At 55.3% G+C, this 13,693-nt stretch carries 15 protein-coding genes; 14 read left to right on the top strand and 1 reads right to left on the bottom strand.

The annotated features are described in order from the left end of the window. The first annotated feature begins 13 nt into the window (after positions 1-13). Genes traD through PspR76_RS04460 form a run of 3 tightly spaced genes read left to right on the top strand, consistent with a single transcriptional unit; the run spans position 14 to position 4,491 of the window. The gene (gene traD / locus PspR76_RS04470; protein ID WP_159954136.1) at positions 14-2,242 is read left to right on the top strand and encodes a type IV conjugative transfer system coupling protein TraD; all 2,229 of its coding nucleotides are present in this window, start codon (positions 14-16) and stop codon (positions 2,240-2,242) included. 17 nt (positions 2,243-2,259) lie between these two features. Next, a complete protein-coding gene (locus PspR76_RS04465) occupies positions 2,260-3,015 on the top strand; it encodes a TIGR03747 family integrating conjugative element membrane protein (RefSeq protein WP_084375837.1) in 756 nt (251 codons plus the stop codon). Between the two features lie 9 nt (positions 3,016-3,024). Then, positions 3,025-4,491, top strand: coding sequence for a UvrD-helicase domain-containing protein (locus PspR76_RS04460; RefSeq protein ID WP_159954135.1), 1,467 nt, complete (start codon positions 3,025-3,027; stop codon positions 4,489-4,491). Positions 4,492-4,549: 58 nt separating this feature from the next. Here PspR76_RS04460 and PspR76_RS04455 read toward each other — a convergent pair whose 3' ends face one another. Continuing rightward, positions 4,550-5,035 (bottom strand): hypothetical protein, encoded by a 486-nt coding sequence (locus tag PspR76_RS04455; RefSeq protein WP_157986806.1) that lies wholly within the window; start codon positions 5,033-5,035, stop codon positions 4,550-4,552. Between the two features lie 165 nt (positions 5,036-5,200). Here PspR76_RS04455 and PspR76_RS04450 point away from each other — a divergent pair, with 165 nt between their 5' ends. The 11 genes from PspR76_RS04450 (at position 5,201) to PspR76_RS04400 (ending at position 13,652) form a co-directional block, all read left to right on the top strand. Then, the gene (locus PspR76_RS04450) at positions 5,201-5,512 is read left to right on the top strand and encodes a hypothetical protein (RefSeq protein ID WP_119737037.1); all 312 of its coding nucleotides are present in this window, start codon (positions 5,201-5,203) and stop codon (positions 5,510-5,512) included. Between the two features lie 157 nt (positions 5,513-5,669). After that, on the top strand, positions 5,670-5,978 hold the full coding sequence (locus PspR76_RS04445) for an integrative conjugative element protein, RAQPRD family (RefSeq protein ID WP_232005465.1): 309 nt from the start codon (positions 5,670-5,672) through the stop codon (positions 5,976-5,978). Further along, positions 5,975-6,214, top strand: coding sequence for a TIGR03758 family integrating conjugative element protein (locus PspR76_RS04440; protein WP_159954134.1), 240 nt, complete (start codon positions 5,975-5,977; stop codon positions 6,212-6,214). The genes PspR76_RS04445 and PspR76_RS04440 overlap by 4 nt, the downstream gene beginning before the upstream one ends. 18 nt (positions 6,215-6,232) lie before the next feature. After that, entirely contained in the window at positions 6,233-6,571 is a 339-nt protein-coding gene (locus PspR76_RS04435) for a TIGR03745 family integrating conjugative element membrane protein (protein WP_019819650.1), read from the top strand. 12 nt (positions 6,572-6,583) lie between these two features. Beyond that, on the top strand, positions 6,584-6,964 hold the full coding sequence (locus tag PspR76_RS04430; RefSeq protein WP_019819648.1) for a TIGR03750 family conjugal transfer protein: 381 nt from the start codon (positions 6,584-6,586) through the stop codon (positions 6,962-6,964). Then, complete coding sequence (locus PspR76_RS04425; protein ID WP_084375834.1) at positions 6,961-7,614, top strand: PFL_4703 family integrating conjugative element protein; 654 nt, start codon at positions 6,961-6,963, stop codon at positions 7,612-7,614. The genes PspR76_RS04430 and PspR76_RS04425 overlap by 4 nt, the downstream gene beginning before the upstream one ends. Continuing rightward, entirely contained in the window at positions 7,614-8,507 is an 894-nt protein-coding gene (locus tag PspR76_RS04420; RefSeq protein WP_159954133.1) for a TIGR03749 family integrating conjugative element protein, read from the top strand. The genes PspR76_RS04425 and PspR76_RS04420 overlap by 1 nt, the downstream gene beginning before the upstream one ends. Further along, positions 8,497-9,987, top strand: coding sequence for a TIGR03752 family integrating conjugative element protein (locus PspR76_RS04415; RefSeq protein ID WP_159954132.1), 1,491 nt, complete (start codon positions 8,497-8,499; stop codon positions 9,985-9,987). The genes PspR76_RS04420 and PspR76_RS04415 overlap by 11 nt, the downstream gene beginning before the upstream one ends. After that, positions 9,965-10,396, top strand: coding sequence for a TIGR03751 family conjugal transfer lipoprotein (locus PspR76_RS04410; protein ID WP_159954131.1), 432 nt, complete (start codon positions 9,965-9,967; stop codon positions 10,394-10,396). Before PspR76_RS04415 ends, PspR76_RS04410 begins: the two co-directional genes overlap by 23 nt. Beyond that, positions 10,396-13,359: a conjugative transfer ATPase gene (locus PspR76_RS04405; protein ID WP_159954130.1), complete on the top strand. Its 2,964-nt coding sequence runs from the start codon at positions 10,396-10,398 to the stop codon at positions 13,357-13,359. The genes PspR76_RS04410 and PspR76_RS04405 overlap by 1 nt, the downstream gene beginning before the upstream one ends. Continuing rightward, positions 13,356-13,652, top strand: coding sequence for a hypothetical protein (locus PspR76_RS04400; protein WP_159954129.1), 297 nt, complete (start codon positions 13,356-13,358; stop codon positions 13,650-13,652). The genes PspR76_RS04405 and PspR76_RS04400 overlap by 4 nt, the downstream gene beginning before the upstream one ends. Positions 13,653-13,693 lie beyond the last annotated feature (41 nt).

The raw sequence follows: 13,693 nt of genomic DNA, 5'->3' as shown, positions 1-13,693 counted from the left end.
GAAGGCTCCAACCATGGCCGGTTCTTTCACCATTGAGGCATTGCTCCGTCCTGCCGTCGAGCTATACACGGTCTGTGTCTGTGCAGCAGCAGCTCTGCTCTGTATTTTCGCGCCCTGGGCCTTTGCGCTAACGCCATTATTTGGAGTGATTTCCGCCCTTGGCTTTATAGGCCTTGGATATGTTCGCCTGAAACAAGCTCTGGTGGTTTTACGATACCGACGCAATATTCGACGGCTCCCCCACTACACCATGACCAGTAAAGACATTCCCGTTAGCAATGAGCGACTGTTCATTGGTAAGGGCTTTCGCTGGACTCAAAAACATACCCAGCGGTTGATGGACACTTACCTCCCAAAATATGCCGAATATATCGAGCCAACCTCGATCTATACCTGGGCGCGGCGTATCGAGGAAAGATTGGAGTTCGCTCCCTTCCCGCTCAAATTAATCGCCAAGGCCACATCTTGGGACGTTGCGATCAACCCAGCACGCCCACTTCCACCTGTTGGGGGTTTACCGCGCTTGCACGGTATTGAACCGAACGAAGGTGACGTCAGCATGCCGCTGGGGGAGCGCGTAGGGCACTCCCTGGTACTGGGTACGACGCGGGTGGGCAAAACCCGCCTTGCCGAACTGTTTATCACCCAAGACATCAGGCGAACCCGCAGACGGCCCCGGCGGCGCGTGCAGATGAGGCGCCGTGTTCAGCCTGTTCATCGGAGCCAGCGCAGCGTAGATAAAATTGATGAGATGAACCTTGATCGCGAGGTGGTGATTGTCTTCGACCCCAAAGGCGATGCCGATTTGCTCAAGCGTATGTACATTGAATGCAAACGAGCAGGCCGACTGGATGAGTTTTACGTATTCCATTTGGGCTGGCCCGACCATTCAGCACGCTACAACGCGGTTGGCCGCTTTGGGAGGATCTCCGAGGTGGCAACCCGGATCGCCGGTCAACTGTCGGGGGAAGGCAACTCCGCTGCGTTCCGTGAGTTTGCCTGGAGGTTCGTCAACATCATTGCACGCGCCCTCGTGGCCCTCGGTCGGCGACCGGACTATGAGCAGATCCTCAAGCATGTGACCAACATCGATGCGCTATTCATCGAGTATGCACAGAAGTACTTTGCTGAACATGACCCCAGGGCCTGGCAGACCATTGTCGAGCTTGAGGGCAAGATCGATCGCAAAAACCTCAGTTTCGCCATGAAGGACCGTCCACTGCGTGTAGTGGCCTTGGACATGTACTTGACTCAGAAGCGCATATCGGACCCTGTGATGGAGGGTCTGCGATCAGCAGTTCGCTATGACAAAACCTACTTCGACAAGATCGTTGCCAGCCTGCTGCCGCTGCTGGAGAAGCTGACCACAGGACGAATTGCCGAGCTGCTTTCGCCTGACTACATGGATCTTGAAGATCCGCGACCCATCTTCGACTGGATGCAGGTCATCCGGAAACGAGCGGTGGTCTATGTGGGACTGGATGCATTGTCGGATACCGAAGTGGCTGCGGCCGTTGGGAACTCCATGTTCAGCGACCTGGTGTCAGTCGCAGGTCACATCTACAAGTTCGGCATCGACGACGGTTTGCCCGGCGCCTCCGGCGCCAAGGTGGCGATTAACGTGCATGCCGATGAGTTTAACGAACTCATGGGCGAAGAATTTATACCAATGATCAACAAAGGCGGCGGCGCCGGCATGCAGGTCACAGCCTATACCCAGACCATGAGCGACATTGAAGCCAAGATCGGTAACCGGGCCAAAGCTGGCCAGGTCATCGGTAACTTCAACAACTTATTTATGTTGCGTGTGCGCGAGACCGCCACTGCCGAGCTGCTGACCAATCAATTACCCAAGGTTCAGGTGTTTACCAGCACACCGGCCAGCAGCGCCAATGACGCAATCAACGGCAAGACGGCCTTTACCTCCAACACCCACGACCAGATCCAAAGCGTCAGCGTGCCAATGATCGAGCCGGCGCATGTGGTTGCTCTGCCCAAGGGGCAATGCTTTGCCCTGATCGAAGGCGGCAACCTCTGGAAAATCCGTATGCCGTTGCCGGCAAGTGATCCCGACGAGGTGATGCCCAAGGATCTGCAGGCCCTGGTTGAAGGAATGCGTAAAGGATCAGGAACCAACAGCGAATGGTGGCAAGCGCCGGGATATCAGTCACTAAGCGAATCGCTGCCCGAAGACCTGGTCGACGATTTCCGCCTGATGGCCAACGACGACAAAGTCGCTTAGCGTAAAGGAGCAAAGCGATGGCCGATATGGCGGAAAAAGCCCAGCAACAGCAGGAAGGGCAAAAATCATTTTTGGGCATGGTGATTTCAGCCCCCTTCCACTTTCTGGGGGTGATGTTCGGCTCACTGCTGGGCGCCATTCTCGTTGAGTGGCTGTGCATGTACGTGTTTTGGCCTGATGCTGGATGGAAGCACGCCCAGCAGATGTTTGAGCATGAACTAGGCTGGCTGTCCCAGGACTTGTTACATAGCGTTGTCATCAAAGAACCGGGGCGCACCGCAACCTGGCTGGCAAAAACTACCTATGATTGGCTGATGGTAAAAAGCGGCCTGCAAGACAGCATTAACTCATTGACCCAATACGCTCGCTCCACGTCGCCGCAGCACGCCGGCATGTTCGACCTGCGCTACGAACTCGGTCGGGTCATGATCAAGTTCCAGGATTACGGCTTGGCCATGCTTTATACCGTGCTCACCTTTTGCGTACGAATGGTCATCCTGACACTGACAATCCCACTGTTTGCACTGGCGGCGTTTACGGGCCTGGTGGATGGCCTGGTGCGACGTGATCTACGCAAGTTCGGCTCCGGCCGTGAGTCGAGCTACCTGTATCACAAAGCACGCGGAACCATTATTCCGCTGGCCATCGTGCCATGGACGATTTACCTGGCTATCCCGATCAGCGTCAGCCCCCTGCTTATTTTGCTGCCGTGCGCGTTGTTATTGGGCGTATCGGTTTACATCACTGTCTCCAGCTTCAAAAAATACCTCTAGGAGCTGCCCATGCAGTGGACACAAGAACAGCTGCCCATCGTCGATTCAACAGCAGAGAAGCTACTGGTCCAAGCCTTCGCCGGCACAGGCAAAACCACAACACTGGTTGGTTATGCCACCCACCACGCCTCGGTGAAAATGCTTTATCTCTGCTACAACAAACCCGTCGAGCTCGCTGCCAAGGGACGCTTTCCTCGCAATGTGGTCTGCAAGACGGCGCATGGCTTGGCTTATGCGGTCTATGGCAGCCAATACGCCGCCAAACAGACCAATAACTTACGCCTCACCGATATCGCCAGGGCCATCAATACCCAGGACTGGGAGCTGGTACGAGATGTACTGAGTACGCTGAACAACTTCATGGCCAGCGCCGATAACGAGCTCGGCCGCGGACACTTTCCCAGGTTTCAGGGTCAACGAATGCTCACCAGCGCGCAGGAACGATTTCTGGACAGTGCACTGGGTGTCGCCAGAATTATCTGGAACCGGATGATCGACCTGCAGGACACGGGAATGTTGATCACCCACGATGGATATTTAAAGCTGTATCAGTTGAGTAAACCTGACCTGAGCCAGCGATTTAAGGCGATTCTGCTCGATGAAGGTCAAGACGTGAACCCGGTCATTGCCGACTTGGTAAGGATACAGCGCATCTGCAAAGTCACCGTCGGCGACCCTCACCAGCAGATTTACCGTTTCCGTGGTGCCGAAGACGCTCTCAACAGCGATTGGATGGCCGATGCAGAGCGCCACTACCTGACCCAGAGCTTTCGCTTCGGTCCAGCAGTCGCGCATGTGGCCAACATCATCCTTTTTTACAAGGGTGAAACTCGAAAGCTGCAAGGGTTAGGCCCCAAAACCCAGGTTAAACGTGCGCTTCCTGAAGACCTACCGCATCGCACATACATCCATCGCACGGTTACCGGCGTCATAGAGAACGCGCTTAGTTTGGTAGCGAGCAAGCCTAAGATCTATTGGGTAGGTGGCATCGACAGTTATTCATTGCGCGACCTGGAAGACTTGTATCTGTTCAGCCGCAACCAAAACCAATCCGTGCAAAACCGTAAGTTACTGCGCGATTACCGGGACTTCTCGCAATACGTTGAAATTGCCGAGGTGAGCCAAGACTCGGAGATGCTGCGATCGATCAAGATCATCGCTGCCTATCCCGATCTGCCTCAGCGCATCCAGACACTACGCTCTCGGTCAGTAGACAACGAGTTGGATGCCACGATCACACTGACGACAGGGCATAAAGCCAAGGGGTTAGAGTGGGACTTTGTCAGCCTGTATGACGACTTTAGCGCTGACCCTCTGTCCCCCGATATCGATCAGGGTCGTAAAGACGATGAGCTGAATTTGCTGTATGTGGCCGTGACGCGGGCAATGAAGATACTGGCATTAAATTCGATGGTGTTATCCATCATGCAGCGCTATGTGGATGCAAGAACATCTCTAGCAGGGCAAGTACGCTAAAGGGAATTTGCACCCAGCAGAGCGTCTTTGATACCTCTGTTAGGCGGCTCATAGACGGCTAGTAGGGAGACTCCAATTTCTGCTCATAATCGAGATCTTCTTGCGAGATGTGGAAGAAATCTTTTTCAACGCCGCATATTTTTATCGCACGCTCTAATGAGACGTAGTCCCAAGCGGGTTTAAGATCGCGATCAAAACTCACCAACGCATATGTATCTTTGTCGGATGAAATGCCCACGCCCTTGGGGTAATGCTCCACCCATGAGCTGCGGGCTACAATTTCTGAAAAGCTCAACTCGCGCTTGAGACTGTACCAATGTGGACGCTTTATTTTGAATAGGCCAGATTTCTGCAACTCACTCACGGCTTTTACGAAAATTTCTTCAACAACATTAGTCACGGATGTGCCGGTGTAATTTTTGAGCTGGGAACATAGAAATATAGACGTTCCATCTGAATTCACTCGCACCCTTAAAAAACAAGTACCTATGTGATCAAATCCTGGAAACTGAAAACGTCGAAAATCTTTTTGATAGGCCGTCATAAGACGCTCGTAGTAATGAGATTCACTAAGATGCTACACCGACCAGGCTTAAACGTCAGCTTCGCCAAGCAACGAAAATCACCGATTCAGTCGCAGAGTATTTCCGGTTGATTGCACATCCTCAATACTGAAAACCTGGCAGCTCCACACATGAAGGATGTCGCCATGAGTCGCCAGGCATTTGAATACCATACCGAATTCGCCCCGCTGAACTATCTCGTCCGAACCAAAAAACTCTTCATGTTCAAGTCCGAAGAGCCATCTACCGAACCTGACATTCAAGGTTTCCTGCAGGATCCGGAACACCAGCAGCGCCTTGCTCAGCTAGGCCAAGAGGGTTGGGAACTGATCAGCGTTCAACCCGTAGTCAGGGGCGAAGTCCAGATTGGCAATCAAAATGCCCAGGGCTGGGCATACGGCATTGCCTTGCCCACCGGCTATCTTCTTTTCTTCAAACGCTCGATCCACCGAGACTGAGGGTGCAGTTACCGTACGAAGAAATCCTAACGGCCCGGAATATGGTTTTCTTGCGGCGACTATAGTGTGATCACGGCAAGCTGACGGCAACAGGAATGACTTGAGCCTAGCCGTGATCCAGACACTGCGTCTACCCGCCCTTACATGCCGATTCGTATTGACAGGACTGATCTCGCTTTTCGGGATCATTCTGTCTACCTCCCAAGCGGTAGCTGCTTCTGCCTCCGAACAGGCCAACCTGGACGTCATGATCCGCCAGTTGAATGCCTTGGAGGACACAGCACGTCGTAGCGCTCAAGTAGCAGACGAGCCGGGCAAACGGTACTTCTTCGATTACCAGCGCTTGGCGGGTGACATCGCCCGCATCCGCCATGGCTTGGAGGGCTACCTGACGCCAAGCCGAGCCCAACCTCGGGATCCAGCCGAGCTTTCGGGCCAATACACCACCGAAGGTCGCAAGCCATGAGCATGAACGGCACTCAGGCGTCCGCCTTTCAAGCGGCGAGTGGTTTCCCGGCTTCGTCGAGCTACCTATTTTTCGTCGGCGTGGCCGTGGCTATCACGTTCGTGTGGGGGGCCTGGGCCGTCTGGAGCTGCTACCGAGGATGGGCCACCGGCAACCTTGACCGGACGATTGCTTCGACCTCTTTGGTTCGCATCCTGCTGCTTTGCATGATCCTCACCACCTTTGTACTCAGTTGATCGTATTGGAGACTCACCATGAATTTGCTTTCACAAACACGCTACATGCTGATCGGCATGCTTGCTCTTCCACAACTGTCCATGGCTGCCCTCCCCCAGTCACAACCTCCGACTCGAGGTGAGGGCTCTAACCTGATGCAAACCATGCAGAACTACGCCTTTGACGGCATGTCGCTGATGGGTCTGATCGTCTGCGCCGTCATTTTCACCGGGGTAGCGTGGCACGCCTTCGGCGTTTACCACGAGATCCAACACGGCAAGAAGAAATGGGCTGATCTTGGAGCGACGGCCGCTGTCGGTGTGGCCATCTTGGGTGTCGCCATCTTCCTGATCACCAAGGCAACTAACATTCTTTAAAGAGCCTTGGCCATGACAGAACTCTCTGATGATGGGACGCTAATTTTCCTCCCGGTGCGGCTGAACAATCAGCCGGTCATCATGGGCGGCCTCACTGCCGATGAAATGTGGGCAACCCTAGCGATCAGTGCCGGCTCAGGATTGGTAATTGGGATTCTGGCAGCAATTTTGACCCATATCTGGGCGCTGATTATCGCCACAGCCATGCTCTTTGCGATCCTTGGGCTGACACTCTCCAGCCGTTTTTTACGGCGTTGGAAACGCGGCCGACCGGACACCTGGCTCTACCGCCAGATGCAACTGAGCGTTGCACGATATCTTCCTACCTGGAACAAGGCCCACCTGATCACACGCACGGGTGCGTGGACCTGCCGTAGAACGGGGGCTCAATGACTTATCGAAAAAAAGTGGACGCCCAACTGTCCCATATCAACAGCCTGCGCCTGGTCATTGGCCTACTGATTGCCCTGGGTCTTTACATGGCCTACGGCTGGCAGAGCGCGCCGCGTGATCTGACTATTCATGTGCCGCCTGACCTCCGGTCGGGCAGCACCCGTCAGTGGTGGGATGTCCCCCCAGAGTCTGTGTATGCCTTTGGGTTGTATATCTTCCAGCAAATGAATCGTTGGCCTGTCGACGGGGAAACCGACTACGAGGATAACATCGCCCGCTTGGGTGGATACCTGACGCCTAGTTGCAAAGCTTATCTGCAAAAAGACTTCGAACTGCGCCGCAACAGCGGGGAATTACGCAAGCGCGAACGTGGTGTATTTGAAATACCAGGTCGAGGCATAACCGATACCTCGGAGCAGCATGTCGAGCAGCACAGCATCAACGACTGGACGGTGAACTTAGATATCACTGCCGACGAGCATTACGGAGGTGAGCGTGTAAAAAGAGCTCTGGCTCGCTACCCCTTACACATCATTCGTTCCGACGTTGATCCCGAAAAAAATCCTTTTGGCTTGGCTTGGGACTGCTACAGCAGTAACCCTCAGCGCATCGAAGTCTCCGCAGAACCTGCCCGTTCGGGAGGTAAATGATGATGCGTCGGCTGCTGATTATCGGATTACTGATTCTCAACTTCTGCGGGCTGGCCAACGCCGTTGAAATTTTACGCTGGGACCGAATTCCACTGGCACTGCCTTTGATCGTCGGCCAGGAACGCATTGTCTTTGTCGACCAAAATGTTCGAGTGGGTCTGCCCCGGAATTTGGTTGATAAGCTGCGCGTCCAGAGCACGGGTGGCGCACTGTACCTTCTGGCCAAAGAACCCATACCTCCGACTCGCCTGCAGCTCCAAAATATGAGCAGTGGCGAAATCATGTTGGTGGACATCATCGCTACAGAAGGCAAACCAAATCAGGCTGCGCCCGAGCCTGCAAAAATTGTTGCCGGTGAAGGTCCCTCGCCTCGTTACGGGCAGGCCAGCTCTAAGCCAACGACCAGTCGCGCTCCGGCCACCATGTCGGAGCCCAACGTTCAAGACGAGGATCCGCCGACGCCTCGCCGTGAGACGCCTATCCCTGTGGTCATTACACGCTATGCCGCACAGATGCTATATGCCCCTCTGCGCACCGTTGAGCCTGTAGACGGTATCGCCCAGGTCAATCTTAAGCGGGGCCTTAACCTCACCACTTTGCTCCCGACGTTGCCGGTCGAGGCCTCTGCATTAGGAGCGTGGCGGTTAGACGACTACTGGGTGACGGCAGTGAAACTGCGCAACACCAGCACTCAGCAACTTGCACTGGATCCTCGGGATCTGATGGGGGACTTCACAACGGCGACGTTTCAGCACCCGTACCTCGGCACCAAGGGTGATGCAAGTGACACCACAACGGTTTATCTGGTGACACGCGGCCATGGTTTGGCCGAATCGTTACTGCCGGCGGCCGTCAGCCAGATCGATCCGAAAGGAGGTCGCCGTGAAGAGTAATCCTCTGGTCAAATTCCTGGTCATCCCTTTCGCGATCATGGCGTTATTCGTGGTGGTCAAACTATTCAGTAAGGACAGTTCTGAGAAGCAGGCTCAGGCTCCAGAAACGCTCGTGCTCAGTACGGGGGAAGCTAAAAAGCTTGGCGTTGACGGCGATACCCCCGGCGACACGCTGCGCACCATCGTCGTGGAAAGCAGACAGCTCAAAGACCAGGTGTCCAATGCGCTGAAGAACAACGATGAGTTGAAGCAACAAAACCTTGAGCTACAAAGACGCTTGCAGTCGATCAACGACAACGTTGACAGCAAGCTACAAAACGCCCAGCAAACGATGAAACAGGAGTCACAACAACAGAGCCAGACCATCCTGGATACGCTGCAGCAGCAATACAACAGCCTGAGCAGCAAATCAGCTAGCAGCAATCAGTCTGGATCGGATTTGCCGATCGGATTCGGCGTTCAGCCTGGTGATGGGCAAGACTTCAAAGGCGCACCTGGACCGGATGTCGTTTGGATCGAGCCACAGGACGCTACTCCTGTCGATATCAATGGAAAGCCCATCGCTGCCGGATCCAATCAAACCGCCTCGGGATTTAACTTCCCCACCTCCTTCGGCGAGTCCGTAGATCGAGGCCAAAATGCTCTGCGTACGGGCGCTCAGAACGTTGCGAGTGAGATCTCGCCACAGGAGGCCCGCAAACAGGTACGCAAGGTCTATACGCTGCCACAGAACTCCACATTGATGGGCTCAGTCGCTATGTCCGCATTGATCGGCCGGGTGCCCATCGACGGCACGGTCAACGACCCCTACCCATTCAAAGTGCTGATCGGCCCGGACAATCTGACGGCCAACGGTATCGACCTACCCGAAGTCGCCGGCGCAGTGGCAAGCGGTACAGCGTCCGGCGACTGGACCTTGTCTTGCGTACGCGGGCAGATCAAAAGCCTGACCTTTGTTTTCAACGACGGTACCGTGCGCACGCTGCCACAGCCCCAAGAGGAAACAAATGGCAGTCAGAACAGCAATAACCAGAACAATGGCAACCAAACAACCATCCAGGGTGGTCTGGGCTGGATCAGCGATGCCTACGGTATTCCCTGCATCAGTGGCGATCGTAAAAGCAACGCCTCGCAATACATCGGTTCCCAGGTACTGATTACCGCTGCCGGCGCCGGCGCTGCCTCCCTCATCAAATCGGACGGAAACAGCGGTTCATTTATCAATCCGCAGTCCGGGACCATCGGTTCAGTTGGCGGCTCAGGCAGTGACGCCATGGGCAAGATCATCGGCCAAGGCGTCAATGATGTATCCAGTTGGGTAAACAAGCTCTACGGGCAAGCCTTCGCGGCAGTGTACGTGCAGCCCGGGGCAAAGGTCGCGGTGCACCTGGATCAGCAGCTGACCATCGATTACGAACTCCAAGGCCGCAAGGTCAACTATCGCTCAGGAGCCCGTCATGCCTCGACTTCGCTTGACTAACTGCTGCCTCAAATTAGGTGCATACATCGTCATCTCACTCATTACCTCGGGCTGCTCTACGAGCAAGGACGAGCTGCTTCCCCATGGCGACAACACGATGATGGACGTTTGGGATCAAGGCGCCAGTGGTTCAGGCAATAGTACGCGTAGCCGCCAGTTGCTCGATGCGCGCCAAGACCTCCGTCGACCTCTGGAGGCGGGTGAAACAGACAACGCCAAATTCACCCGTACAGCCCAAAACGAGATCTACAGCCAGTTCAAGCGTCTGCCCAACCCCGACCTGGTGATGTATGTGTTTCCTCACCTGGCAGGCTCAGATCCAGCTCCAATCCCTGGCTACACCACAGTATTTCCACTGTACCAACGCGTGCAATACGCCATGCCCGGTGAACGCACGGAGGCCTATTAATGAGGTTTTTTGAGCGGTTTAAAACACGACGTGGCTCAGACCGAGTCGAGCCGGACCTCGCCGCTAATGCTACCGAGCATGTCGACGTCCAGGCATCAGCGACTGAATCTTTAGAGGCAGCGACCGAGCGCTACTTCGCACGCCTGGCGGCCATGGGTGTTCCCTCGCCGAGTGATTGGCGTAACCCAAAGAAAAAACCTGCCACTACCGCTGACGTCGACCGCATGTATGACGTGAATCCCTCGTTTGTGGATCTTCTGCCGTGGGTGGACTATCTGCCGGCGGAAAAAGCCATGCTGCTGGAAGACGGCGTGTCTCGTGCTGCGTTCTTCGAGCTGACACCGATCGGCACCGAAGGTCGAGATCCCGACTGGTTGCGCAAAGCCCGAGACGCCCTGGAAAACGCCCTGCAAGACTCTTTCGATGAGCTGGAGACCTCCCCGTGGGTCGTGCAGTTATACGCTCAGGACGAAACCAGTTGGGACAACTACCTGCAGCAGCTGCACGACTACATCCAACCCCGGGCACAGGGCAGTGACTTCACCGAGCTTTATCTGAAGCTGATGAAGCAGCACCTGGAAGCCATTTCCAAGCCGGGCGGGCTGTTTGAAGACACTAAGGTCAGCCAACTGCCTTGGAGGGGCCAGCAACGCCGTGTCCGCATTGTTGTGTATCGACGCACACAAGGGGCACAAGCGGACGTGCGCGGCCAAGCACCGGCCCCCTACCTAAAAATCATCTGTGATCGCCTGGTAGGCGGGCTGGCAAACGCCGGCATCAAGACTCATCGCATGGATGGCTACGCTATACGTCACTGGTTGATTCACTGGTTCAATCCACGACCTGACCATCTTGGCCCTGCAGACGCTGATGTCCGCCGTTTCTATGAGGTGGTTTGCAAGCAAGTGCCGGCAGCGGAGGAAGGCGAGTTACCGCTGGCCAGCGGGACCGACTTTTCGCAAAACCTGTGTTACCGCGAACCGCTATCGGACACTGAGAAAGGCTTATGGTACTTCGATGGTCTGCCCCACCGCGTGGTGATGCTCGATCGTCTGCGCGAAGCGCCCAAAACAGGCCATCTGACCGGAGAAACACGCAAGGGTGGTGATGCGCTCAACGCCCTGTTCGACAAAATGCCAGAGGACACCATTCTCTGTATCACCCTCGTGATCACTCCGCAGGACATCCTTGAAGGCCATCTGGAACAGCTCTCACGCAAAGCCGTTGGTGATACCCAGGCGTCGATCCTGACCCGCGAAGACGTTGCTGTCGCACGCCAGTTGCTTGGCCGCAAGCACAAGCTATATCGAGGCAGCGTAGCGTTTTACCTACGCGGGAAAGATGACGTGGAGTTACAAGAGCGCAGTTTGCAACTGAGCAGTGCCTTGCTGGGAGCGGGTATGGAACCCGTGGAGCCCCGCGATGAAGTTGCCCCCTTAAACTCGTACCTCAGATGGTTACCCGGCAATTTTGATCCCAATGAGCGCAAAGCACTGGAGTGGTACGCGCAACTGATGTTCGCTCAACACATTGCGAACCTGGCCCCAATCTGGGGAAGGTCGACCGGAACGGGACACCCTGGAATCACCTTGTTCAACCGAGGTGGAGCGCCGATCACCTTCGATCCGCTGAACAAGCTGGATCGCCAGATGAACGCGCATCTGTTCATATTTGGCCCTACGGGTTCAGGAAAGTCGGCCAGCGCAACGAATATCCTTAGTCAGATCGTTGCCATCTATCGGCCGCGACTGTTCATCGTTGAGGCCGGCAATAGCTTTGGCCTGCTGGGAGACTTTGCCAAGAAGCTCGGATTGACGGTCAACCGTGTCCGGCTCGCTCCTGGATCTGGGGTTAGCTTAGCGCCCTTCGCCGATGCTGAAAAACTCATTGAGCCGACCGCGAACGTCAAAACGCTCAAGGCTGATGACCTCGAGGCCTCGGACGAACACCTGGCAAGCCAAACCGAAGACGAACAGCGCGACATCCTGGGAGAGATGGAAATTACGGCCAGGCTGATGATCACTGGCGGGGAGGATAAAGAAGATGCGCGCCTTACCCGAGCAGATCGCAGTGCCATCCGCCAATGCATTCTCAATGCAGCACAGAAATGTGTAGCGGAACAACGCATCGTGCTCCCTGAAGACATCCGTGAGGCACTGCGAGAGATGGGGCATGAACCGGGTATACCAGCCGCTCGAAGCTCACGCTTCCTGGAGATGGCGGAAGCCTTGTCCATGTTCTGCATGGGCACTGAAGGCGACATGTTCAATCGTCCTGGTACGCCATGGCCCGAAGCAGACATCACTATTGTCGACTTGGCCACGTATGCCCGAGAGGGCTACAGCGCTCAGATGGCCATCGCCTACATTTCGCTGCTCAACACCGTCAATAACATTGCCGAGCGGGATCAATTCAAAGGCCGCCCCTTGATCTTCTTCACCGACGAAGGCCACATCCAGTTGAAGGTTCCGCTGCTGTCCCCCTACTCCGTCAAGATCACCAAAATGTGGCGAAAGCTGGGAGCCTGGTTTTGGATGGCCACTCAAAACGTTGACGACGTACCGCCAGAGGCATCGGCCCTACTCAACATGATCGAGTGGTGGATCTGCCTGAATATGCCGCCTGATGAGGTGGAGAAAATTGCACGCTTTCGTGAACTGACCCCAGCTCAGAAGTCGATGATGCTGTCCGCACGCAAAGAAAGCGGGAAGTTCACCGAGGGCGTAGTGCTGTCCAAAAGCATGGAAATGTTGTTCCGGGTAGTTCCGCCTAGCTTGTACCTGGCCCTGGCCATGACAGAACCGGAAGAGAAGAAACAACGCTACGACATCATGCAGGCCACAGGCTGCAACGAGCTCGACGCGGCTATTGAAGTTGCTGCAACGCTAGACCGCTATCGCGGCATCGAACCACACATCATCACTTTTCCCGAGCAAGTCACGGCCTTGGAGCGCCACGCATGAGAACACTGAATTCCTTGACCCAGAACCTCATTGAAAGTCTGACCCAGTTGCTTGAACAGCCCGGAGAGGATGCTTTGCAGACCTTGGAGGTGTGCGCGCCCGTGCTGATAGAGGAGCTGCAACAGGTCTTGGTACGAGCGGTGGATCGTCGCGATATCGAGTCCCAGCTTCAAGCAGTACTAGCCAATTGGCTTCGGCAGCACCCGCAACCCGAGAGCGCGGAAAGCGCGCTTCTTGAAGCCCTGCGCAAACAAGCACTATTAGGCTCGAAACCCTCCGAGGCCAGGGCATGACAGGCCTTCGAAAGCCACGGGGGGTAATACTAGGATGCCTC

The organism is Pseudomonas sp. R76, assembly GCF_009834565.1.
Classification (GTDB): domain Bacteria; phylum Pseudomonadota; class Gammaproteobacteria; order Pseudomonadales; family Pseudomonadaceae; genus Aquipseudomonas.
The sequence above is the reverse complement of the archived record's forward strand: the minus strand, read 5'-3'. Positions and strand labels throughout refer to the sequence as shown.

What these genes read in the sequence shown, in the direction of transcription:
- PspR76_RS04450 (WP_119737037.1), top strand. Translation starts at nt 5,201, where the DNA reads ATGAGTCGCCAGGCATTTGAATACCATACCGAATTCGCCCCGCTGAAC.
- PspR76_RS04400 (WP_159954129.1), top strand. Translation starts at nt 13,356, where the DNA reads ATGAGAACACTGAATTCCTTGACCCAGAACCTCATTGAAAGTCTGACC.
- PspR76_RS04410 (WP_159954131.1), top strand. Translation starts at nt 9,965, where the DNA reads ATGCCTCGACTTCGCTTGACTAACTGCTGCCTCAAATTAGGTGCATAC.
- PspR76_RS04420 (WP_159954133.1), top strand. Translation starts at nt 7,614, where the DNA reads ATGATGCGTCGGCTGCTGATTATCGGATTACTGATTCTCAACTTCTGC.
- PspR76_RS04440 (WP_159954134.1), top strand. Translation starts at nt 5,975, where the DNA reads ATGAGCATGAACGGCACTCAGGCGTCCGCCTTTCAAGCGGCGAGTGGT.
- PspR76_RS04460 (WP_159954135.1), top strand. Translation starts at nt 3,025, where the DNA reads ATGCAGTGGACACAAGAACAGCTGCCCATCGTCGATTCAACAGCAGAG.
- PspR76_RS04465 (WP_084375837.1), top strand. Translation starts at nt 2,260, where the DNA reads ATGGCCGATATGGCGGAAAAAGCCCAGCAACAGCAGGAAGGGCAAAAA.
- PspR76_RS04435 (WP_019819650.1), top strand. Translation starts at nt 6,233, where the DNA reads ATGAATTTGCTTTCACAAACACGCTACATGCTGATCGGCATGCTTGCT.
- PspR76_RS04430 (WP_019819648.1), top strand. Translation starts at nt 6,584, where the DNA reads ATGACAGAACTCTCTGATGATGGGACGCTAATTTTCCTCCCGGTGCGG.
- PspR76_RS04425 (WP_084375834.1), top strand. Translation starts at nt 6,961, where the DNA reads ATGACTTATCGAAAAAAAGTGGACGCCCAACTGTCCCATATCAACAGC.
- PspR76_RS04455 (WP_157986806.1), bottom strand. Translation starts at nt 5,035, where the DNA reads ATGACGGCCTATCAAAAAGATTTTCGACGTTTTCAGTTTCCAGGATTT.
- PspR76_RS04405 (WP_159954130.1), top strand. Translation starts at nt 10,396, where the DNA reads ATGAGGTTTTTTGAGCGGTTTAAAACACGACGTGGCTCAGACCGAGTC.
- traD (WP_159954136.1), top strand. Translation starts at nt 14, where the DNA reads ATGGCCGGTTCTTTCACCATTGAGGCATTGCTCCGTCCTGCCGTCGAG.